The 21,758-nt window shown below is 42.9% G+C and carries 19 protein-coding genes and 2 pseudogenes; 9 read left to right on the top strand and 12 right to left on the bottom strand.

The window, feature by feature from the left end; genetic code table 11:
• Nucleotides 1-39 precede the first annotated feature (39 nt).
• Genes P7F88_RS23610 through rlmM form a run of 3 tightly spaced genes read left to right on the top strand, consistent with a single transcriptional unit; the run spans nucleotide 40 to nucleotide 2,429 of the window.
• On the top strand, nucleotides 40-951 hold the full coding sequence (locus tag P7F88_RS23610; RefSeq protein WP_277828845.1) for a transcriptional regulator GcvA: 912 nt from the start codon (nucleotides 40-42) through the stop codon (nucleotides 949-951).
• Entirely contained in the window at nucleotides 941-1,333 is a 393-nt protein-coding gene (locus tag P7F88_RS23605; RefSeq protein WP_277828843.1) for a DUF423 domain-containing protein, read from the top strand. The genes P7F88_RS23610 and P7F88_RS23605 overlap by 11 nt, the downstream gene beginning before the upstream one ends.
• 4 nt (nucleotides 1,334-1,337) lie before the next feature.
• Nucleotides 1,338-2,429 carry a 23S rRNA (cytidine(2498)-2'-O)-methyltransferase RlmM gene (gene rlmM, locus P7F88_RS23600; protein ID WP_277828841.1) on the top strand — a complete coding sequence of 364 codons (1,092 nt, stop codon included), beginning with the start codon at nucleotides 1,338-1,340 and terminating at the stop codon, nucleotides 2,427-2,429.
• Nucleotides 2,430-2,514: 85 nt separating this feature from the next.
• Here rlmM and xni read toward each other — a convergent pair whose 3' ends face one another.
• The 5 genes and pseudogenes from xni to queF form a co-directional block, all read right to left on the bottom strand.
• The gene (gene xni, locus P7F88_RS23595; RefSeq protein ID WP_277828839.1) at nucleotides 2,515-3,282 is read right to left on the bottom strand and encodes a flap endonuclease Xni; all 768 of its coding nucleotides are present in this window, start codon (nucleotides 3,280-3,282) and stop codon (nucleotides 2,515-2,517) included.
• 63 nt (nucleotides 3,283-3,345) lie between these two features.
• Nucleotides 3,346-4,703: pseudogene (ppnN, locus tag P7F88_RS23590) on the bottom strand (nucleotide 5'-monophosphate nucleosidase PpnN).
• Nucleotides 4,704-4,850: 147 nt separating this feature from the next.
• Nucleotides 4,851-6,425: a GGDEF domain-containing protein gene (locus P7F88_RS23585; protein ID WP_277828837.1), complete on the bottom strand. Its 1,575-nt coding sequence runs from the start codon at nucleotides 6,423-6,425 to the stop codon at nucleotides 4,851-4,853.
• A 96-nt stretch (nucleotides 6,426-6,521) separates the two neighbouring features.
• Complete coding sequence (locus tag P7F88_RS23580) at nucleotides 6,522-8,789, bottom strand: tetratricopeptide repeat protein (RefSeq protein ID WP_277828835.1); 2,268 nt, start codon at nucleotides 8,787-8,789, stop codon at nucleotides 6,522-6,524.
• An 11-nt stretch (nucleotides 8,790-8,800) separates the two neighbouring features.
• Nucleotides 8,801-9,646, bottom strand: a complete 846-nt coding sequence (gene queF, locus P7F88_RS23575) for an NADPH-dependent 7-cyano-7-deazaguanine reductase QueF (RefSeq protein ID WP_277828833.1) — start codon at nucleotides 9,644-9,646, stop codon at nucleotides 8,801-8,803.
• A gap of 73 nt (nucleotides 9,647-9,719) precedes the next feature.
• On the opposite strand from queF, the pseudogene syd reads away from it, so the two are divergent.
• Nucleotides 9,720-10,201, top strand: a pseudogene (gene syd, locus P7F88_RS23570) (SecY-interacting protein); the annotation flags it as partial.
• 72 nt (nucleotides 10,202-10,273) lie between these two features.
• Nucleotides 10,274-11,050, top strand: coding sequence for a Zn-ribbon-containing protein (locus P7F88_RS23565; protein WP_277828832.1), 777 nt, complete (start codon nucleotides 10,274-10,276; stop codon nucleotides 11,048-11,050).
• Nucleotides 11,051-11,062: 12 nt separating this feature from the next.
• Here the strand turns inward: P7F88_RS23565 and P7F88_RS23560 are convergent, their stop codons facing one another.
• The 4 genes from P7F88_RS23560 to P7F88_RS23545 form a co-directional block, all read right to left on the bottom strand.
• On the bottom strand, nucleotides 11,063-11,509 hold the full coding sequence (locus tag P7F88_RS23560) for a YaiI/YqxD family protein (protein ID WP_277828831.1): 447 nt from the start codon (nucleotides 11,507-11,509) through the stop codon (nucleotides 11,063-11,065).
• The gene (locus P7F88_RS23555) at nucleotides 11,506-11,787 is read right to left on the bottom strand and encodes a hypothetical protein (protein ID WP_277828830.1); all 282 of its coding nucleotides are present in this window, start codon (nucleotides 11,785-11,787) and stop codon (nucleotides 11,506-11,508) included. The genes P7F88_RS23560 and P7F88_RS23555 overlap by 4 nt, the downstream gene beginning before the upstream one ends.
• A gap of 893 nt (nucleotides 11,788-12,680) precedes the next feature.
• Complete coding sequence (locus P7F88_RS23550) at nucleotides 12,681-13,004, bottom strand: DUF3301 domain-containing protein (protein WP_277828829.1); 324 nt, start codon at nucleotides 13,002-13,004, stop codon at nucleotides 12,681-12,683.
• Nucleotides 13,004-14,053, bottom strand: coding sequence for a DUF3549 family protein (locus tag P7F88_RS23545; protein WP_277828828.1), 1,050 nt, complete (start codon nucleotides 14,051-14,053; stop codon nucleotides 13,004-13,006). Before P7F88_RS23545 ends, P7F88_RS23550 begins: the two co-directional genes overlap by 1 nt.
• 93 nt (nucleotides 14,054-14,146) lie before the next feature.
• On the opposite strand from P7F88_RS23545, the gene P7F88_RS23540 reads away from it, so the two are divergent.
• Both P7F88_RS23540 and truC read left to right on the top strand, forming a co-directional pair.
• Complete coding sequence (locus P7F88_RS23540; protein WP_277828827.1) at nucleotides 14,147-14,461, top strand: YqcC family protein; 315 nt, start codon at nucleotides 14,147-14,149, stop codon at nucleotides 14,459-14,461.
• Entirely contained in the window at nucleotides 14,452-15,180 is a 729-nt protein-coding gene (gene truC / locus P7F88_RS23535) for a tRNA pseudouridine(65) synthase TruC (protein WP_277828826.1), read from the top strand. Before P7F88_RS23540 ends, truC begins: the two co-directional genes overlap by 10 nt.
• A 49-nt stretch (nucleotides 15,181-15,229) precedes the next feature.
• Here the strand turns inward: truC and P7F88_RS23530 are convergent, their stop codons facing one another.
• From P7F88_RS23530 to map, 3 genes are all read right to left on the bottom strand, one after another.
• Nucleotides 15,230-15,613: a DUF3461 family protein gene (locus tag P7F88_RS23530; protein ID WP_277828825.1), complete on the bottom strand. Its 384-nt coding sequence runs from the start codon at nucleotides 15,611-15,613 to the stop codon at nucleotides 15,230-15,232.
• Nucleotides 15,614-15,760: 147 nt separating this feature from the next.
• Nucleotides 15,761-18,382, bottom strand: coding sequence for a bifunctional uridylyltransferase/uridylyl-removing protein GlnD (gene glnD, locus P7F88_RS23525; protein ID WP_277828824.1), 2,622 nt, complete (start codon nucleotides 18,380-18,382; stop codon nucleotides 15,761-15,763).
• 141 nt (nucleotides 18,383-18,523) lie between these two features.
• Nucleotides 18,524-19,387 (bottom strand): type I methionyl aminopeptidase, encoded by an 864-nt coding sequence (gene map / locus P7F88_RS23520; RefSeq protein ID WP_277828823.1) that lies wholly within the window; start codon nucleotides 19,385-19,387, stop codon nucleotides 18,524-18,526.
• Between the two features lie 375 nt (nucleotides 19,388-19,762).
• Here map and rpsB point away from each other — a divergent pair, with 375 nt between their 5' ends.
• On the top strand, nucleotides 19,763-20,497 hold the full coding sequence (gene rpsB / locus P7F88_RS23515) for a 30S ribosomal protein S2 (protein WP_277828822.1): 735 nt from the start codon (nucleotides 19,763-19,765) through the stop codon (nucleotides 20,495-20,497).
• 167 nt (nucleotides 20,498-20,664) lie between these two features.
• Complete coding sequence (tsf, locus tag P7F88_RS23510; RefSeq protein WP_277828821.1) at nucleotides 20,665-21,507, top strand: translation elongation factor Ts; 843 nt, start codon at nucleotides 20,665-20,667, stop codon at nucleotides 21,505-21,507.
• The last annotated feature ends 251 nt before the right edge of the window (nucleotides 21,508-21,758 follow it).

Here is a 21,758-nt window from a genome sequence, read left to right as displayed (position 1 = left end):
AATGTTTCGCATAAAAAAACTAATGCTTAAGTATCCATTATGTCCAGACGTTTACCACCCCTAAATTCCCTTAGAGTTTTCGAGGCTGCAGCACGCCATCTAAGCTTTACAAGAGCTGCAGAAGAATTATTTGTGACCCAGGCTGCAGTAAGCCACCAGGTAAAATCACTTGAAGAATATTTGGGAATAAAGCTGTTCCGACGCCGAAATCGTTCTCTATTGCTTACTGAAGAAGGTCAAAGTTACTTTCTTGATATAAAAGATATCTTCTCGTCTATTGCTGACGCGACAGATAAAGTGCTGGAGCGTAGCGAGAAAGGTGCGTTAACCATTAGCCTGCCACCTAGTTTCGCGATTCAGTGGCTGGTACCAAGATTGGCTGACTTTAATCAGCAGGAACCAGACATAGACGTAAGGATCAAAGCGGTTGATATGGATGAAGGATCTTTAACTGATGATGTGGATGTCGCAATTTATTACGGCCGAGGAAACTGGCCTGGTCTGAAATCTGATAAGCTTTATCAAGAATACCTTGTTCCGCTTTGTTCGCCGCAGGTTTTACTTGGAAATAAGCCTCTTGAAGCTTTGACAGACCTTAAGCACCACACCCTATTGCATGACACTTCCAGAAAGGACTGGAAGCAATTTGTTAAGCAACAGGAGTTGATGGAAATAAATGTGAATCATGGGCCTATATTCAGTCACTCAACCATGGTGCTTCAGGCAGCGGTGCATGGACAGGGAGTGGCATTGGGAAACAATGTGTTAGCTCAACCGGAAATAGATGCAGGTCGCCTGGTTGCCCCTTTTGACGAAGTGCTTGTTAGTCGAAACGCTTTTTACGTTGTGTGCCATGATAAAAACGCCGACAGTGGCAGGGTTGCAAAATTCCGTGACTGGATGCTTGCCAAGGCAGCAAGTGAACAGGAGGTGCTTTTTGATGAAGTCTAATTACTTGCTTGCTATAGGTGCTTTTTCAGGATTGATCTGTGTTGCACTGGGAGCATTTGGTGCTCATGGATTGAGGAGTGTTCTCAGCAATTACCAGCTAGGTGTCTACAACACCGGTGTTCAATATCAGGCCTGGCATACACTAGCGCTAATAGTAAGCGCTGCCCTAATGAGAACGGAAGTGAGCAACCAGGCAAAAAAAGGACTTTTCATCTCTGCGATTTGCTTTATTATCGGCATCCTTTGTTTCAGTGGAAGCTTGTACGCACTGGCACTGACCGGAATTAAATGGTTTGGCCCTATCACTCCTTTTGGCGGGCTGATGTTTATGGTTGGTTGGGGCATGATGGCCTATTCCGCTCTGAAAATAGACGCGAGGTAAATTAGTGAAACAGTTAATGCTTTATTGCCGCTCTGGATTTGAAAAAGAGTGTGCTGGCGAGATTCAGGACAAGGCTACCAATCTAGAGGTTTATGGTTTTCCTCGCCTAAAGAAGAATACTGGATTCGTACTGTTTGAGTGCTATCAGGAAGGGGATGCAGAGAAATTAGTTAAAGAACTGGACTTTAATGCGCTGATTTTTGCTCGTCAGATGTTTGCAGTTGCCGCCGAGTTTGAAGAACTACCGGCTGACGATCGTATTTCCCCTATTCTTGATGAGTTGGCTGAAATTGAAGCACTTCCTCGTTGTGGTGATATTCGTATTGAAACACCAGATACCAACGAAGCGAAAGAGCTGCTTAAGTTTTGTCGTAAGTTTACCGTGCCATTGCGCCAGGCGCTTAGAGGTAAAGGGATACTGTTTAATAAAGACAACCCTAAAAAGCCTGTATTGCATGTCTGTTTTACTGAGCCGGGTCATTGTTATATTGGTCATTCGTACACAGGCAATAACTCACAGTTCTTTATGGGAATCCCGCGATTGAAGTTTCCTGCAGATGCGCCAAGCCGCTCAACATTAAAGCTGGAAGAGGCGTTTCATGTGTTTATTCCGAAGGATGAATGGGATGAACGCTTAGCATCCGGCATGTGGGCAGTGGATCTAGGTGCATGTCCTGGAGGGTGGACATATCAACTTGTGAAGCGCTCTATGTTTGTCCATTCTGTGGATAATGGAATGATGGCCGACAGCCTTATGGAGACAGGACAGGTTAAGCACCATACTGAAGATGGTTTTAAGTTTGAGCCCGCTAAGAAAAATGTCACCTGGCTGGTATGTGACATGATTGAAAAGCCATCGCGCGTAGCGCAACTGATGGGTGAATGGATTATCAGTGGTTGGGCAAAAGAAGCGATATTTAACCTCAAATTACCAATGAAAGGTCGTTATGACGAGGTACTGGAAGATATCGAAAACCTGAAACTCTTCCTGATTGAAAATGGTGTTAAGTTTAAGCTACAAGCTAAGCATCTATACCATGACAGGGAAGAGATAACAGTACACGTTCAGTGTTTATCGAATATATCGCCAAGGTAATCTAGGTTACAGGTTACAGGTTACAGGTTACAGGTTACAGTGATATCAACCTGCAACCTGTAGGACAACGTCCGTCCCGTTACCTTTACCCTTTGTAACGGATATCCTGCAAATTAAATCCAAGCTGAATATCCGTTTTTAGAGTGGATATTTGCTTGCACTTTCTTGCTAGCTCAATATGTTCGTCTAGTTTTTTACGGTACTTTTGCGGTAACTCGTCAGAGGCGAATGCATCTTCAATATTGCTAAACTGAGTTAATATCTCTTTTGCCGCTTTAGGGCCTACACCAGGTACTCCTGGAACATGGCTAGAACTTACCCCTGTTAAGCCCCAATAATCTGAAAGTTGTGATGGTTTTACACCAAATTCTGACTCGATAAATGGTGTATCGAGCCAACGATGCTGAAAATAGTCTCGGATTTGCAAAGTTGGAGCCAAAAGCTGGCAGTAACCTTTATCCGTAGAGATGATGGTTACCCGCTCCCCGTGAGAAGCCACTTTTACAGCCAGGGTCGCCACCAGATCATCCGCTTCATCACCTTCTGACAAGAGAGAGTCTATACCGAGTTCCCACCAGGCTTCCTGAATAGCGTCCAACCCTTCAGATAAAGGTTCTGGCATTGGCTTTCTATTTTCTTTATAAGAGGGGAGTATTTCTGCCCGCCAACCACGATCCTGTAAGTGATGATCAAAGACAGCAATAATATGCGTCGGATTAGATTCAGAGATGATTCTGTTTAATGTTCGCTTAGTGGTTTCGATGGTTCTGTTGATGTCAGATGGATCTGGCTGAGCAGAGTGAACCCGACGAATAAGGTTAAGCGCATCGATGATAACTAAGTGAATTGACATAGTGTTCCAAAAAATAAGGGCCTAAGCCCTTATTCTATAACACGTCATATAAAATTACAGCGTTCAGCTACCTGCAATTTTATAACATGGAATGTACTCCGAGCCGGGAAGCTTCATCCTTTGCTGAACAACAAAATCCTGAAGAAGCTTGTCCATTTTTTCCATTAACTCGGGGTCACCGTCGATGATGAAAGGGCCGTGTTTCTCAATTTCACGGATGCCTTCTGATTTAACATTACCCGCAACGATGCCAGAGAATGCTTTTCTAAGGTTAGATGCGAGTGATTCAACGGGCTGATCTAAATGTAAGTCGAGATTTGCCATACTTTCATGGGTAGGCTCAAACGGATACTGGAACTCTGGTGGTACTTTCAGAGACCAGTTGTAGCTATAAGCATCTTCAGTCTCTTTACGGTGCTCCTGTACATCTGGAATACCTTCTTTAATGATTTGCGCAGCTTTTGCAGGATCTCCAACAACAATGGTGTAGTGTTTTTGTGCCTGTTTACCCAGCGTAGCACCAATAAACTCATCGATAGAGCGGAAGTAGGCTTCACTCTCTTTTGGTCCGGTTAATACAATCGGCATTGGCTGATTGTGATTATCCGGGTGCATCATCACGCCAAGAATATAGAGCAGCTCTTCCGCAGTTCCTGGCCCGCCAGGGAAGATTACAATGCCATGAGCCATCCGGACGAAAGCTTCCAGCCTTTTCTCTATGTCAGGCATGATGATAAGTTCATTCACGATAGGGTTTGGCGGCTCTGCTGCGATAATGGAAGGCTCTGTTAAGCCAATATATCTTTGCTCTTCGAATCTTTGCTTAGCGTGACCGATAGCTGCGCCTTTCATCGGGCCTTCCATTGCACCAGGGCCACAGCCAGTACAAATATTTAGTTCTCTTAGCCCGAGCTCATGACCTACTTCACGAGTGTACTGATACTCAACCGGGTTGATGGAGTGCCCTCCCAACAAACCACGAGGTTTGGCTCCAGACCTGGGTGTAAAGCCCCGGCATTACGGAGTATTGCAAACACTAGATTGGTTATATGTACCGGATCACTTTGATTGTCCTGATGCATCTGGGCGACATGCATATTTACATAGACAATATCCCGCAATACCGAAAACAGATGTTCCTGAATCCCTTTAATGATCGTACCGTCAACAAAGGCTTCGGCAGGAGGATTGTGTAGCTCCAGTTTAATACCGCGTTCGCGGCTAACAACATCAACATCAAAGTCGAGGTGTTTGTCGAGCAATTCCTGGGAATTATCCGTGTGACTTCCGGAGTTTAGTACTGCAAGGGTGCAGTTGCGGTAGAGTTGGTAAAGATCGCTGGTAGCTTCTTTTTTTAGGCGCTGTACTTCTAATTGAGATAGCAGATCCATACTACCGGCGGGACTGATATGAGTAATCATGTTTCCCCCCTGAGGATTCTAATTATTATTAATTACATGTCTGTTTAGAGACATACCTTTAACAATATACTTATTTGACGCTAAGTCCAATTAATTTAAGGTATTTAAGGGAAGGAGGTTGAATATTCGGAGCGGAGAAGCGTATGGTTATTTGGTTATAACCTGATTATTGCCTTTCTTTTTTACTTCTTTAAGGGCGTGATTTAGCCTGTCCAGAACCATTTCAGGTGTGTCTGAATCTCTTAGTTCAGTGGTAGCAATCGATGCAGTAATAGTAATGTTCTGCTCTCTGAACTTAAACGGTAGTTTGCTAATTTGAATCTGCAGGCGTTGGCAAAGGTCCTGGATACCTTTCGCACTATTACCCGGCAGCATGACAATAAACTCCTCACCAGAGAAGCGCGCGATAGTATCCGTATCTCGAAGTTCCTTCATGATAGTTCTGGCGATTATCTTCAGTGCTTTGTCACCAGCAGCATAGCCGAAGCTATCATTCAAAGATTTGAAGCTATCAATATCTAACAACAAAATATGCAAAGGTTGTTGAGAGCGAATCCACTTGTGATATTCGACTTCGAGCTTTTCAATAAACGCAGTGCGATTATAAGTATTGGTTAGAGGGTCTTGCTTGAGTCGCTCTGCCTGATCATCTAGTCGGCGCTTGTGACTTTTTGTTAGCTCTTGTAGACTATCAAGTTGCCTTTGATTATGAACCATTCTTTCCAGTAGGATTTTCTCTCTTTGTTCATTATGCTGAAGTCGTTCAGTCAGCATATTGATCTGCTCTAACAAAGGATTAATCGCTGTTTTTGCAGACTCTAGCTCTGTGGCTTGGTTCAGAACAGCCTGAGATTCGGTTGAGAGTGTATGCAACTCATTTGCCATTTGTGAGCGATGTTCGGAATAAGATTCGCCTTGTTCTATATTTTTTGTATTTGAACTAATAATCTGAGTAAGAGCCCCGGACACCTGACCTATAAACTGCTCTGAGGTTTTTCTCTCGTATTGAGTGCCTTCTATAACAAGCTTTAAAACTTGTAAAGTTAGCTCAAGAAGGGTTTCAGCATTGGTGCCATCTAACAGCTTGATGCGTATGTCGGTAAGCAAATACCCAGAATCACTATCAAAATCTAATTCTGTGATAAGAGTCTGTAGTTCTTCAGATAGCTTATATAGTAATTCGCTTTTTAAAGAAGGCTCTTGAGGCGGATTGTGTCTGGAGTTCGACGTGATTATTTTAATGGCACTCTCATAAATGGCGAGTAGTCGAACAGCCTGATCTAACTGATTAGAGTTTTTTGTTGATGGAAAACTTAATAAATTTCTTAGGTCTCGTTTTAACTGGGCGGGTAGGCCCGGGATTCTTTGTAGTGTTTCACCACTATGTTTTATCCGCTCGTCTAAATGACTTTTTTGTTTTTCCATCTTACGTGTATTTTTACTTAAGGCGCGCTCAAGTATAGCAAGTTTTGGAATCAACTTGCTGATATCCTGCTGCTGCTCAAGTGATTTTTGAAGCGATACCACTTCATTATCGAGATTTTCGTCATATCCGAGACAGGCATCTCCGAGTTTATTGATAACCCGTTTAAGGATTTTGACTTCTCTGGACATCTTAAGCGACGCGTCTCTTTGAGTGAGACGCGCTGCTTCTAATTTCGTTTTAAGGTTGTCTAACTGTTTCAAAATTGTAGACGAACCGTTAACATCCAGTTCACTCATAAATTAAAGCGAAAAAACTCTATATAAGACCGATCCATTCGATAATAACAAAAAAAATAATTACTGCATTTAAAATTATTAATAACTGCTGATAATTTAATCAGTCGTATCAAAATTTATGATTCCGTCCTCAATTTTTTGGGAGGAATGAATCTTAATCAAGCCTTTAGATAGGGCGGATTTACATGCGCTTCTTATATCATCTCCAGCAAAGCTTGCAGCAGGTGCATTTTCAATCGCTTTTAAGTTTACCCAATGGCTTTCACCTGACTCCAGGCTTAATTTTCGGGCTATCCCTAATGCCATTAGTAATATATCTATTAACTCTTTATCATTAATAGCCGTGTAGGCCCTTGGCAAAAACGGATAATCCGCGATACCTGCCCGTACTATTTTTTCTAAGCTTCCTTCAGGCTGAAAATTCTGTATCCATTGATTGATGGTTTCGAACAACTCTTTCTCTGTTTGATCAGGGTTAGTATTCGGTGTTACATACAGAAACATGGCATCCGAAAAGTGATAAAGCCTTGCCGGACTGACGATTTTTTCTTTAATGTATTGACCAAAGAGAGCTTCGAGCTCTAATCCAGCTTTGTAGCCACTCTTTAAGTATCCAGCCCTTAAAAACGGAAGATCGATCATGACAAATCTTAACTTGTCATGAAGTGGTTCGTGAATGAGTTCTCCGGTTTGCCATTGTTCAAAGTTAGCGCTGCTCTGCTCCAGAGATGAAGGTAGCTTTACGTTCAGCAAGCGCAAGTTGCGTAATCCTGATCTTGGATGCGTATAGTGATCCGTATAAAGCTCAGCCAACTGTTTTTTCAATACTTTTACTGACATTCCACGGCGAATGAATAAGATCACTAATATAGATGATAAAATAAACAAGATAATGGCAGACGATTGAAAACGAGCCCTTTCTTGTGAACTCTCAATTATTTTTGCTTCCTGATTTTTATAATGAATCGATTTCTCGATAAATTCTCTTTGTTGAGTAAAATCATCTTCACTTATTTCTAACCAAAGGTTCTGCTTAGATTTGGTAAGTCTGTTGTAATTATGTAAATAGTAATAGGCGTCTTTAAAATTACCTTGTTTCTCTAGTAACTGTGCAAGAAGACCATTGGCTTGTGTTTGAATGCCACTATTACTTAATTTCTTACCTATTTCCAGAGCTTGTTTTGCTTGAACCACACCCTTACTCTCTTCTCCCAGGTGGCTATTTAGCTCCGCCTGTATCAAGAGAGATTGTGCTTTTAGGGAGTCGAAATTGGTATATGATAAAAAGGATTCAGCTTTATCGATATACTGCTCAGTTAAAGGAAAGTTATATAGCTGCAAGTAGGTTCGGGCCAAATCGAGACGTGTTTCTATAATATCTTCCAGATTATTTTGAATCGATTCTCCATCAAGTACATTGAAGTATTGCACCAGAGCAAGGTTGAAGCGGCTTTGCTGATAATAGATATCGGCCATTTCCTTCAGAATATTGGTGAGTATCACTGAATGTCCGTAGCTATCATAAAAATCAGCAGCTTGAGACAAGTGGTCTAATGCTTTATCCAGAATTTCCCGTTCTGAATATAGTTCTGCTAGCAGAAGGTTTGTTTTTGCAAGTAACAGCGGAGAGCCCTTTTCCACAGCAGACCAGTAGGCATCAAGTAGGTTATATAGTGCTTTGTTGTACCTTTTGTACTTGAGGTTATGTTTGCCTATCAGTAGGTCGTATTCAATGGTAAGCAACGGATTATCTATGGTACTGAGCAAATCCCCTGCTTTTTCGAAATAGATATCTGACGATTCTATCAAAGCAGAGTCGGATGCTACTTCTGCTTTAAGCAATACAAGATCATATTCAAGGCGGTTTAGAGCTAACTTGTCGAGCTTTGCTGCTGCAAGATCTTTTTCAATTTCATTGATAAGAGGCTGAACTTTTTCGTTATCTTCATAAAGTTTCCAAAGGATGTGCGCTTTATGTGTTTTTATTTTAATAGAAGGCTTTATCAGGTTTGCCGAGTAAGCAATTGATTCCGCTTCTTCTACATTAATAAGGGCTTTGAGCGGATCGTCCAGAGCCAGTTCAGCGTGAGATATAATTAGTAGAGCTTCTATAGTTGACTCGGGAGTCCGGATATCTTTGTTGGTATCTTCACGAGTCAGTGCACCTGAGCTTTTTGAGCCCCCAGCAGTAACGAGTTTTCGTTTATTGAGGTAGTCTTTTGCAACTGCACGTGCCTGTGAAGGAGTAACGTCAGTAAGCTTCCTTGCTTCTTCCAATACAGGCGAACTACTTTCAGCCATGGTATTAAAGCTAAAAGCAGCGGTGATAAGAATCAAAATTCCTGAAAGGAGTCGATACCACATAACATCCCTTGTTATTGACGAGCTAATCGGTAATTGTGTTTAGGTTTATCGGCTGAGGAGGAGCGATATGGATTTATATCTAACCCGCCTCTTCGAGTATATCTCGCCAGAACTGATAGTTCTGAAGGGTTGCAGTAACGTGTAATATCAACAAAGATTCGTTCTACACATTGCTCATGGAATTCATTATGTTCACGGAATGAAACCAGATAGCGCAGCAGAGCCTCTCGATCAATCTTGTTTCCTGTGTAACTAATTTCAACGCTTCCCCAGTCGGGTTGGTTGGTAATCAAACAGTTTGATTTGAGCAGGTTACTATGAAGAACTTCTGTAACTTGTTCTCCTTTAGCTGAGCCTTCTAAAAGTTCGGCATTGAAATCGTAGTCGGTAATTTCGATTTCCTGATAGTCGATGCACTCACCGTCCAACTCTACAATAGGCTGGTTTGTATATCGAGATACAGGATAGACGTTTACAGTAACAGTTTCTTCGGCGCATTGGCTTAAGTCTTTTTCAAGCGTACGTTGTACCTCATTCCAGCTTTCAAATTTAGTCTGATTAAAACTGTTCAGATAAAGTTTAAACGACTTTGATTCGATTAATTTTTTGCTCGTTGCCGGAATAAAGACTTCACCGACTGCAACCTGAGGTAAACCGTTCATGTTTAGCCATGAGAGTTCATAAAGGGTCCAGATATCACAACCTTTAAATGGCAGCTCATCAGTCAAAGATAGATCCTCCCGGTTAAGGCTTCTTGGAACCGGCTGCAGCAGTGCTGCGTCATACTGATTTCTGTACTCTGTTTTTTGACCAAGGGTCAGACCCGCAAGCTCTTTTGCGTTAGAATATTTGCTCATGCTTAATTTGAACTCTTTTTTAACCAGTGGATAAGTTTACTTAAACACTCATTCGCTGTCATTAGGAACAAATATGTCTCAATCGATAGATGATAAATTGTATGCATTTTCCACTCGATACAAGCAATGCTGGGAAGATAAATTCGGTACGTTACCCAAAAGTGACGATTTGGTTGGTATTGCTTCGCCTTGCATCGTAAGTACAGAAGAGGATGTTGTATTTTGGCAACCTGTAAAAGAGAGCAGGAAGCAAGCTTCGAAAACCTGGAGAATGGTATTGAGTTGACGCTTCATGAAGATATCAAAAAGTTTTATGGCAGCCAGTACAGTGCAGATATGCAGGCAACCTGGCAGGGGAACGAACTGACACTTCTTCAGGTATGGAGTGATGAGGATTTTGTTCGTTTGCAAGAAAACATTATCGGCCACCTGGTGACACAAAAGCGTTTAAAACTGAAACCAACGGTTTTTATCGGAGCAACAGACGCTGACCTTGATGTTATCTCAGTTTGTAATCTTACGGGGAATGTTATTTTCGAAAGGTTAGGAACTAAGAAACGTGATGTTCTAGCGGAAAGTCTTGATGAGTTTCTACAGCAGTTAACACCAGAAGTGTAGGACATTGAGATGTACGTATTAGAACTTCAGTTTGATTGCTTCGATAACACAACCGTTTCTGCTGTTGACCGGGCGATCAACGGTTTGATGGAAGCTCTGCGTTATAACGGTCAGGTTTTAGGAAGAGAGTTTCCTATAACGATGGGGGAGGGGACGTTCACAGTTCGCGTTGTGTGCCCCGAAGCAGAAAGTCTTCATCCGGACAATCACTCCGACTACGTGAAATATTGTATCGATGAGCTTTCCACTGCCGCTTTACTAGCGCCAAAAGTTCGGTTGTTGGGTAGAGACTTAAATTCGGAACAGGCTGCGGAAGAGGAGTCACCGAGCTGGCAAGTACTTTATACCACCTATGTCCATACCTGCTCACCTTTGCGAAGTGGAGAGACGCTTCTGCCTATTCCGCTCTATCGAAATGGCCCAACATTAAATGGTGATCATAAGTCGGTGATCAAATGGCAGACTGAGTGGCAGGCTTGCGACGAGTTGCAAATGGCTGGTGGATGTAAGGCTGAACATGCTGCGTTGAAAGAAATCACCAGTGTAGATAGTGATTTGTTCAGAAGAGGTTGGGACATACGCGGTAGGATTGAATATATCACCAGGATACCGACATACTATTATCAGTACCGAGTTGGTGGCACGAGTCTACAGGATGAACGTGACAGGAAGTGCCCGAAATGTGGTGGTGAGTGGCTGCTTGATGAACCACTCCATGATATTTTTTACTTCAAATGTGATAGTTGCCGGATAGTTTCCAATATATCCTGGGATCACCTGAAGTAGCCCCTCTCAAATCTATCGGGCTTTGGCGAGAATTCTGTCTAAATGGTTGGCAAATTCTCGCCTTTCGGTTTGCGATAATGCTGCTGGACCACCCGTCTGTACACCGCTAGCACGCATTGTATCCATAAAATCACGAATATTAAGGCGTGCCTTTATTGTTTCTCGCGTATAAAGTTCACCACGAGGGCTAAGCGCTAGCGCGCCTTTTGTTATGACTTCATCTGCAAGAGGGATATCGGAGGTAATAATCAAATCGCTGGATTCTGTTCGCTTTACAATTTCGTTATCAGCAATATCAAACCCAGATTCTACCTGTAGTGTATGAATGTTTGCCCGTGCAGGAACAGGAATACGGTGATTAGCTACGAAAGTGCACTCTATTCCCGTTCGTTCTGCTGCCCGAAACAGTGTTTCCCTGATGACTTTTGGGCAGGCATCGGCGTCAACCCAGATTTTCATTGTTTGGCCTCTAGTGCTTCTATTCTGCTCAGTAATTGTTGAACCTGAACTTCCAGTTCTTCAATGCGCTGCTCTGACGTTTTATCTGTTTTGGCTGCAACCTCAATTTTTGGTATCCGGCTGCTGTTCTTCCAGCTTTTTATGGCTGCAATAATGGCTGGCATAGGTACTGGTGTCGTTAGTCGGGCTTTTACCAACGCTACTGTTGGTTGCTTGTTCTGATTTGCAAGCTCTTGAAGAACTTTTTCTATTTCTGAAGATACGTTTTGAGTTTCCATTAATCTGCAGTTCGGCTGGTTTTTTTAGAATACTACACCAATTCTCAAGAGCCGTCTTAATTGCATTCTTCGTGGCCAATTATTCACTGATAGTATTTTTGGGACGACCTCACAAAATGTTACTGAGTGTTAACATAGTAAAATAGAGAATCATGATTCTCTCTGTAAGAGATCTCTCACACATAGTGTAAGAAAATGCTATTCATTAGTAAGCTGTTAAACCATAAATCCACTTTAACCTTATGATTTATATAAGACTGGTTGATAATCGAACTATTTGAATAAGAAAAAAGCTCCATTATTTCTGTTGTTCTGAATCGTCGTTGGCGTAATCTGTTCCTTGTCGACAGGGAGTTGGCAAAGGATTTAGGAATAACCATGGATTTGGTTATCTTCAGGAAGAAGGTTGGATTATCAGGATGATAATCGCAAGGAGCGCAAGGACATTGCAGGATGCAATAGTTAGCAGGAAGTTAACTGCATGGAATCGCGATGGACACCTTAAAGGATAAGGTTTAGGGACAACATCAGGATGATGTAAGGGACACCGCTCAAGGAACAAGTGATGTGAGCTGACGAGGATGGTCGGCAAGTTAGGATGACCTAGGACACCGCTAGGAAGGCGACGCAGGAATAAGCTGAATGAATCAGCACTATTATGGATGATGCATGGAGCACATTTTTGTAGCCGGAATGCTGCGAGTAAGACTATAGCCCCGATACTTAGGTATCGGGGCTTTTCTTGTATTGTACTAGTAGTTAAATCCAATTGGATATGATTCCACAAACCGCTCAAGACATCCTTGTTCGCTTAAACTAGGGCATCCATGCCCTAGTATGTTTGTTCCACCATAACCAATCGGATATCTTTGACCTGTTAAGCGCTCGGCTTGTTAGTGAAGAGTGTGACGTTCTGAATCCATCCGGTGTGGCGGAATCTGAAAGTGTACAGGCCTGAAACCCTGCATAATTAGCTTACCCTGATACAGGTCATCACCGAGCGCGGAGAACTCGAACTGATAGACCGTATGCCAGCGCCACTTTTTATCAGCGCTTCTGAGCTTATGTGCGCCCAACGCGACGCTGACTAATTGAAGCTCCAGCTTTTCACATCGCCTTGTTATGGCTTGTTTCGCAAGTTCTGACTGTCTTCTCTGCTGCCAAAAAAGAAAGCAGCCAAAACTGAGTCCTAAAATAGCCAGCAGATCGCCAATCATTATCCGTTTGCTCCTGATTTGGTCGCTTGTTGTAAATTAACTAACGCTTGCGCCAACTCCTCAGAAGGTGCTCCGTGCAGAAGCGGAAGTAATATCATTCTTAACGATGGGATCATTACTAGGTCAGCAAACAACTGGTTGAATAGTGTTTGGTTGCGCGTTTGCGCGAGCCTTACAAGGAAAAGCTCTGCAGTATCGCTTGATTCCAATGCGCTCCAGGAACGGCCGGCAATGGCGATAAGCACTTCCTGGTGGCTCAATATAGGGCTGTTAAGAATCTGCTTTACTACATTACTAAGAACTTGTTTATCTGCGCCAGCCAGGGCTCTTACTAGCGCAGAAAGAAGGAACAGATCAGGGGTCTTATCTTGAATGATAGCCAACGCCATCTCTTCAATTCTTTTACCTAGCTTTTCTGGTAGAGCGACATGTTCCAGAGCGCCAAGTATCCCGTAAAGTGGTTCATTTGGTAAATGACGAATCGCTTTTCTGATTAGTACGCCGTTTTGCTCTTTATCCAGGCGGGTACAGATGTCGGTGATTCCCTGCAAGCCGACTGTCTGCCAGTTTTCCCAACCTAGATCTCCGGTAAAGTAGTGCTGAGCGTGTTCATAGTACTGGCTAGTTGGCATAGACAAAGATGTTCGTATTAGACTATGAAAAACAGCCAGTTTGTCTTCTTTAGGCTTAAATGTATATGGATTGTTCGCCAGTTTTTGCTCTGTCTCTTCATCAGGCTGTTTTGATAAACGCGCTCCCATCGCTTCGACAACGTATTTTATAAAGTTACCGACGTCAGATTGTTTTAGCAGTCCACGTTCATCTAGAGGGAATTTCAGGAACCAAATCCACGGCTGTTTCTGTTCATTCCAGTAGGCAACCGCTAGTTGAGCGTATCTTTGTAAAGGGTAAGGATAAGGCTGTTGCCCTAGCTCGACACTTGAGAATAGAGAGTTATCGATAGCCTGAATGCGGCGACCAAGGTCATATATTTTGTATTCGCATCCACTGTTGGTTAGTAGTTGGCTGAGTGTATTGCTGTTTTCCATTACTCGGGCTCGTCGGCTATTGTTTTAATGATACTGATATAGATGGTACTCTTAGCCGGAATTTCAAGGTAAAGCCTCAATCTATGGTAACAAATGACTAATATCGTCCGTCTTAAACAGTATTTTATTGACCTCGAGTATCTAATGCGAGAGCTAGATTTGTGGGATAAAGTCCAACCGTCTTCAAAAGCTCTGGGCAGCAGTGAGCCGTTCAGTGTCGATACGCTCCGCCCTGAACAGTGGTTGCAGTGGATCTTTATACCCAAAATGTTGGATCTTATTGAACATGAACAGCCAATGCCTTGTGGATTTGCAATCACGCCTTATTTTGAAGAATCCTGGAAAGGTCAATCAGATAAAGCAGAGGTTATTAAATTGCTAAGAGCGGTCGATGAGGTATGCAAGTAATGCTAGAAATAGTTTATCAGGATGAATACCTTGTGGCAGTGAACAAACCTGCAGGTATGCTTGTGCATCGTTCATGGCTCGACAAGCATGAAACTCAGTTTGTGATGCAAACGTTACGAGATCAGATTGGTCAGCATGTATTTCCTCTACATCGTTTAGATCGACCTACATCCGGTGTTTTGTTCTTTGCTCTTTCCAGCGAAGTTGCATCCAAAGTAATGCCAATGTTTGCCTATCATGAAATGCAAAAGACCTATCATGCAGTTGTTCGTGGTTGGATAGAAGAGGGAGATACGCTGGACTACCCTCTGAAAGAAGAACTGGACAAAATTGCAGACAAATTTGCGGATAAAGATAAAGAAGCAAAAGAGGCCGTTACCGTTTATAAGCCACTAGCAAAAGTGGAAGTGCCACACTCTACAGGCCGTTTTCCTACCAGCCGTTATAGCCTGATTGAGATGCAACCTAAAACTGGTCGTAAACATCAGCTTAGGCGTCATATGCACCATCTGAGCCACCCGATTATTGGTGATACAACGCATGGTGATGGGAAGCACAACCGGCTTTTCCGTGAGCACTATGATGCGCGCAGGTTACTGCTTCATGCATCCGAGCTGAAACTGATTCACCCATTTACCGGCAAAGAGTTAGTGATTAAAGCGACGTTTGATGATATCTGGAATCGGTTGTTTGACGAGTTTGAATGGGATAAGCCATAAACAAAAATCCCCTGATAGCTTATCAGGGGATTTATTTAATCAGCTAGGGTTAGTCCAGACGAGCAAGATCAGATTCGATTTCTTTAATCTTACTGGATACCACTTTTTCCAGATGCTGTAGATCATTAAGAATTTTCTTCTTCAGATCTTTTTCAGACACCACTTCTGGATTGGTAAGTAAGTTTAACTCATCAACAATCAAAGTAAGATTACGATTAATTTCGGTAATCTCTTTGTATTGATGCGTACCGCCATCAACCAAAACACTCTTAATCTGGCGTGGGTATTTAAACTTCACGCTTTTCGCGAACAACTCTCCTTTCTGCTTGCGAAAATAGATTTTTAACACATCCTTGTGAGCTTCCTGGCGAAGTGTATACCTTTCGATCTGAGTAGGATCGTGTATACCTAAACCCGTGAGGTGGGGATACATAAGCAACCTCTTTATCTAATTGTGTTAAAAAACTCTACAACTAGATATTAGCAGCCTGCTAATAAGGTACATAGCGGATAAATTCTACAATACTAAGGTTTGTGCGCCAGATCGCCATTTAAAATATATGCAAAGTGTTATCCACTGCTAAGGGGTTAGCTCAGCAACATTTTCTACTAGTAGCTTTCGTAGCTTGTCTTGCTCGTCATCGGTAAGCCTGCCACCGTTCGCAGACGTCAAAATAAATAAGTCTTCTGCTCTCTCTCCAAAGGTGGAAATCTTAGCTGCGTGTAGGTTGACACCCAACTCTGCAAAAGTAGAACCAACGGTTGCTAAAAGCCCCGGTGTATCTAGTGCAACAAACTCCATAAGTGTTCGTTTTTTAGTTTTGGTCGGTATGAAATCCAACGTAGTTCTGACGTTGAAGTGAACAAGATTTCTAGGCGTTCTTCTGACCCTGATTTTATCCAGTTTACTGTCAAATAATACTTTCTTGATTCCTTTAATGATCAGCTCATGTCTCTCTGCTTCGATAGGTAGTCCATTTTGATCGAGAACCATAAAGGTATCGAGAACATACCCATCTTTACTAGTCATAATCTGAGCGTCATAGATATTGAAATGTCTTCTGTCTAGCTCCGCTGCAACCATTGCAAAAAGGGCTGGCTGGTCTTTTGAGTATATAAATACTTCAGTGCCACCTCTGGTCGCTTTTTTGCTTAGTAGCACCAGTGTTTGGGTGGTGTCTTCCATATTTAATATATGGGTCCCATGCCAGGCGATCTGCTTATGCGTATGTCTTAAGAAATAATCTGCTTTAAAACGCTGCCATAGTAGTTCAATATCTCTCGCGGTGAAGCCTTGTTTCCTCAGAAGGGCCGAAGCGAGCTGTTGGTTGTGTCTTATTCTGTCCCTGACATCTACAGGGTTTTCCAAACCGCGTCTTAGTGCTCGCTGAGTCGAGTGATAGAGCTCGGTAAGTAAGGTTCTTTTCCAGCTGTTCCAAAGCTCTGGGTTGGTAGCGCAAATATCGGAAACAGTCAGACATACAAGGTACTCTAGATATTCCTCATCACGTACCTTTTTGGCAAACTCAGTGATCACTTCAGGGTCGTAAATATCTCGCCTTTGCGCAGTAACAGACATTAGCAGGTGATTTTGTACCAGCCATGACACAAGTTTGGCTTCTGGCTTAGACAACCCCATCTCAAGGCAGAAGTCATAAGCCTCTACAGCACCAATTTCGGAATGATCGCCACCACGTCCTTTGCCTATATCATGGAAAATTGCCGCGATGATCAGCAGCTCTTTCTTCTGAATTTTCGGGTATACCTCACAACAAATAGGATGCTTGTTGTGGTTTTCCGCAAAGCTGAAGGCGTGAATGTTTTTTAACAGCCTCATACTATGTTCATCCACTGTGTAAACGTGGAATAGGTCAAATTGCATCTGGCCAACGATATGGCTCCACTGCGGTAAGTAGGCTGCTAATACCCCTAACTTGTGCATTAGGCTAAATGCTCTATGAAGAGCGTTCGGGTGTCGGCATAACTCAAGAAACTTTTCTCGCGCTGCAGGTACATCGTGCAGGAATCTATTTAATCTGCGCCTTGCTGTTCTTAGTTGCCTCATAGTCGATGGAGCAACGCCCTCGATGCTAGAGTCATTTGCTATGTGCAGGAACATATCCAGAATTGTTTCAGGTCTAGCCTGAAATAGGGCTGGCTTTCGCGCTTCAATATGTGGTCCGCGACGTTGAAAGTCTTCACTGATAATTTCTGCGCTAAGTTCTTCGCCCTGATCCAGTATTGCCGTACTAAATAGTTTGATGAGCATTTTATTGAGCTCTGCAACTCTGCGCAGAGTCCGGTAGAACTCTTTCATCATCTTTTCAACGGGGATATTACCATCTCCGACAAAACCGAGTAACTCCGCCACATTAGCCTGATGGGCAAAGGTCAGACGGTTGTCGTAACGTCTGAGTTCGAGGTGAAGAGCAAAGCGAACTCGCCACAGAAAGTCCTGGCACTCTTGCAGCTCGCGGTACTCTCCGTCAGTTAAAAATCCATACTTGCTCATTTCTAAAAGAGATGTAGCACCGAAGTGACGACGAGCAATCCAGCCTAATGTATGAATATCCCTAAGACCGCCGGGCGTAGACTTAATATCAGGTTCAAGGTTATAAGTCGTGTCGTTGAATCGTGCGTGGCGAGATTTTTGTTCAGCGACTTTTGCTTCAAAGAAGTTTTCACTCGGCCAGAATGACTCTGACAGCACCTTGTTTTTAAGGCTGTAAAACGTTTGTTCGCTACCGGCTAAAAGTCTTGTTTCCTGCAAGTTTGTAGCAACGGTTAGATCTTCTTTTCCGATAGATGCGCATTCATCTACGGTTCTGACTGCATGACCCACTTCGAGCTTAAGGTCCCAAAGCAGAGTGATAAACTCACTGACTTTCTGCCCTACAGTTTCAGGAATATTCCCCGCGGAGAGTATCAGGATATCGATATCTGATAACGGGTGAAGCTCGCCTCTGCCATAGCCACCTACTGCAACCAGGCTGAGATCGTCAAACTGAGCAAAGTCGAAGAAGTGCCATAAACGTTGCAGGAGCTCATCCATATATTTCGAGCGTGAAAAGACGAGGTCATTTACGGGTAGATGATTCAGGAAATCCTGCTTTTGGCTTTCTGCCAGAATATCCAGCTGACTTTTGAGTTCGGAAGGAGTCAGTTGCGAGTCTTCAAAATTAAGTGGGCTTGTATACGACATTTAGTGCAGTCCATGCGTTCAGGCGCATTAGCGCCGATTAATCCTAGTGTTGAAATCAATCTACCAATAGTTTTAACAATTTAAAATAAAAAAAATCCCAGCGGCTAAGGCTGGGATTTTGAAATCGATGTATAGGCTTGGTTATTTGTTAACCATTATGCGTGGGATAGACTCTTCTTCGCGAAGCGTTAGTACTTCGCAACCCGTTTCTGTTACCAGGATAGTGTGTTCCCACTGAGCTGAGTTTTTACCGTCGCCAGTATAAACCGTCCAATCGTCTTCACTATCTACACTGCATCCAAACTTACCAGCGTTAATCATTGGTTCAATGGTGAAAATCATCCCAGGTTTAAGAATACGGCGGTCGTTGTTTTTGTAATGAACAACTTGAGGCTCTTCATGGAACTCAGCTCCAATACCGTGGCCGCAAAAATCTTTTACAATAGAGAATCGAGGTGTAATGCCCTTGATGTATTTCTGGATTGCTGTACCGATATCACCAACGGTTGCGCCAGGCTTAACCTTTTTCATCCCAACGTATAGAGACTCTTGAGCAACCATACATAGTCTGCGGTCTGCCGGAGAAACATCACCAACTAGGAACATCTTTGAAGTGTCGCCATGATAACCCTGAGGTCGGGAATCTAATGATGCATTCGAGTCGTTCGGAATAATCACCGTGATGTCGATATTAACAATATCACCATCTTTTAGAACCGCAGGTTTTAGCTTGCCAGTTGTACCCATCTGATCCTGCTCAGCGGGAATACCGTGACAGACGATATGGTTTACTGAGGTACAGATAGATTTAGGAAAACCGTGATAATCAAGAGGTGCAGGGTAGGCACCGTTATCATTAATGAACTTATGGCAAATCTGATCCAGCTCTTCCGTGGTGACGCCTGGTTTCACGAAAGGTTCGATCATTTCGAGAACTTCTGCCGCTAGCTTGCCAGCAAGGCGCATCTTCTCTATTTCTTGTTCATTTTTAATGGTAATCGTCATCTGTAATCTCTATGTATTGTGGTGCTTCTCTTAGTAAAGAGCTTTGTAATGGAAGGTATTCTACCAGCGACTTATCTAAGCGCAATTGAATTCCGTTATCATTTAGACCATAACCTATGTGTCAGCGAGTCACTTCAAGATAAAAATTCGGTCAGAAAAGAGGTTTTTTCTAGCTATAGACCACTTATTTGTGATATAAAGCGCGCCGAAGTCAGAATGGTTTTCTCCTCTTTTAAGAAGTTGGCGAGGTCGTTTTTACTTCAACTAAACAAATATCTTTAAATCACACACGTTTCGGCACATGTTCCGGGGTGCTTCTATAAGAGGTCGGAATCATGGGAGACGTGGAGGCCTAACCCCATAGAGGATTTTAAAATGGCAACTGTATCAATGCGCGATATGCTTAAAGCTGGTGTTCACTTCGGTCACCAGACTCGTTACTGGAACCCAAAAATGAAGCCATTCATCTTTGGTGCACGTAACAAGGTTCATATCATCAACCTAGAAAAAACTGTACCAATGTTCAACGAAGCACTAGGTGAGCTAGGCAAAGTTGGCGAGAAGAAAGGTAAAGTTCTTTTCGTAGGTACAAAACGCGCTGCATCTGAAGCTGTTAAAGAAGCTGCTATCGCTAGCGGTCAGTACTACGTTAACAACCGCTGGTTAGGCGGTATGCTAACAAACTACAAAACTGTTCGTCAGTCAATCAAGCGTCTGAAAGATCTTGAAGCTCAGTCTCAAGACGGTACTTTCGAGAAGCTAACTAAGAAAGAAGCTCTAATGCGTACTCGTGAAATGGAGAAGCTAGAGAAATCTCTTGGTGGTATCAAAGATATGGGCGGCCTACCAGACGCTCTATTCGTAATCGACGCTGATCACGAGCACATCGCGGTTAAAGAAGCTAACAACCTAGGTATCCCAGTTTACGCTGTAGTTGATACTAACTCTGACCCAGACGGTGTTGATTACATCATCCCTGGTAACGACGACGCAATCCGTGCTGTTCAGCTTTACCTAAACGCTGCTGCTCAAGCTGTTACTGAAGGTCGCAACCAAGACGTAGCTGCTGTTGCTGAAGAAGACGGTTTCGTAGAAGAAGCTGCTGAGTAATTAGCAATAGCGGACTCTGACGTCTCACTTAGTTTATGTGAAGCTAAGAGAAGGAAATCCATTTCCTGAAACACGGTTTAAACATAAACTAAGTTATAGTTAGCATCAGGGGCCAAAATAGAGGCCCCTGATTTTTATCTTATCCAGAACCAACTGAGGAATAGAGAATGGCTGTTACTGCTGCTCTAGTAAAAGAACTGCGCGACCGCACTGGCGCAGGCATGATGGAATGTAAAAAAGCGCTTGTTGAAACTAACGGCGACATCGAACTAGCAATTGAAAACATGCGCAAATCAGGTGCTGCTAAAGCTGCTAAGAAAGCAGGTAACGTAGCTGCTGAAGGTGCAATCATCATCAAAGAAGCTGACGGCGTTGCTGTACTTCTTGAAGTTAACTGTCAGACTGACTTCGTTGCTAAAGATGGTAACTTCACTGCATTTGCTGAGAAAGTTGCTGCTGAAGCTCTAGCTTCTAAAGCTTCTGTTGAAGAGCTAGTAGCTAAGTTCGAAGAAGAGCGTGTTGCTCTTGTTGCTAAAATCGGTGAAAACATCAACATCCGTCGCGTACAGTACGTTGAAGGTGCTGCACTAGCTACTTACCGTCACGGTGAGAAAATCGGTGTTGTTGTTGCTGGTGAAGGCGATGCAGAAACTCTTAAGCACGTTGCAATGCACGTTGCTGCTTCTCGTCCAGAGTACGTTAACCCAGAAGACGTACCAGCTGACGTAGTAGAAAAAGAGAAAGCTGTTCAGGTTGAGATTGCTATGAACGAAGGCAAGCCAGCTGAAATCGCAGAGAAAATGGTTATCGGCCGTATGAAGAAATTCACTGGCGAAATCTCTCTGACTGGTCAGGCTTTCGTAATGGAACCAAAGAAATCTGTTGGTGAAATTCTTAAAGAGCGTGGCGCTTCTGTTTCTACTTTCGTTCGCCTAGAAGTAGGTGAAGGTATTGAGAAGAAAGAAGAAATGAGCTTCGCTGAAGAAGTTGCAGCGGCTCAGAAGGGTTAATCCTTAGAGTTCTCGCTTTGAAAAGACCGTAGCTTATGAAGCTGCGGTTTTTTTTGAAAAATATTTGATTAAGTTACACAATTATTAGTTAGTAATTAATAGTTAGTGGTTAATACTGATGAATTGAAGTTAGGTTACAGGTTACAGATTATTGTTATAGGCTGAGACCTGTAGGACGAAGTCCGTTCTGTCACCTTTAACCCAAGATAGCTTTAATCCATCAATGTTAATCAAAACGTTTGGAAGGAACA

Source organism: Vibrio hannami (assembly GCF_029589055.1).
In the GTDB taxonomy this organism is placed as follows: domain Bacteria; phylum Pseudomonadota; class Gammaproteobacteria; order Enterobacterales; family Vibrionaceae; genus Vibrio; species Vibrio hannami.
Note: the sequence above shows the minus strand (reverse complement) of the source record. Positions and strands in the feature narration are given on the sequence as shown.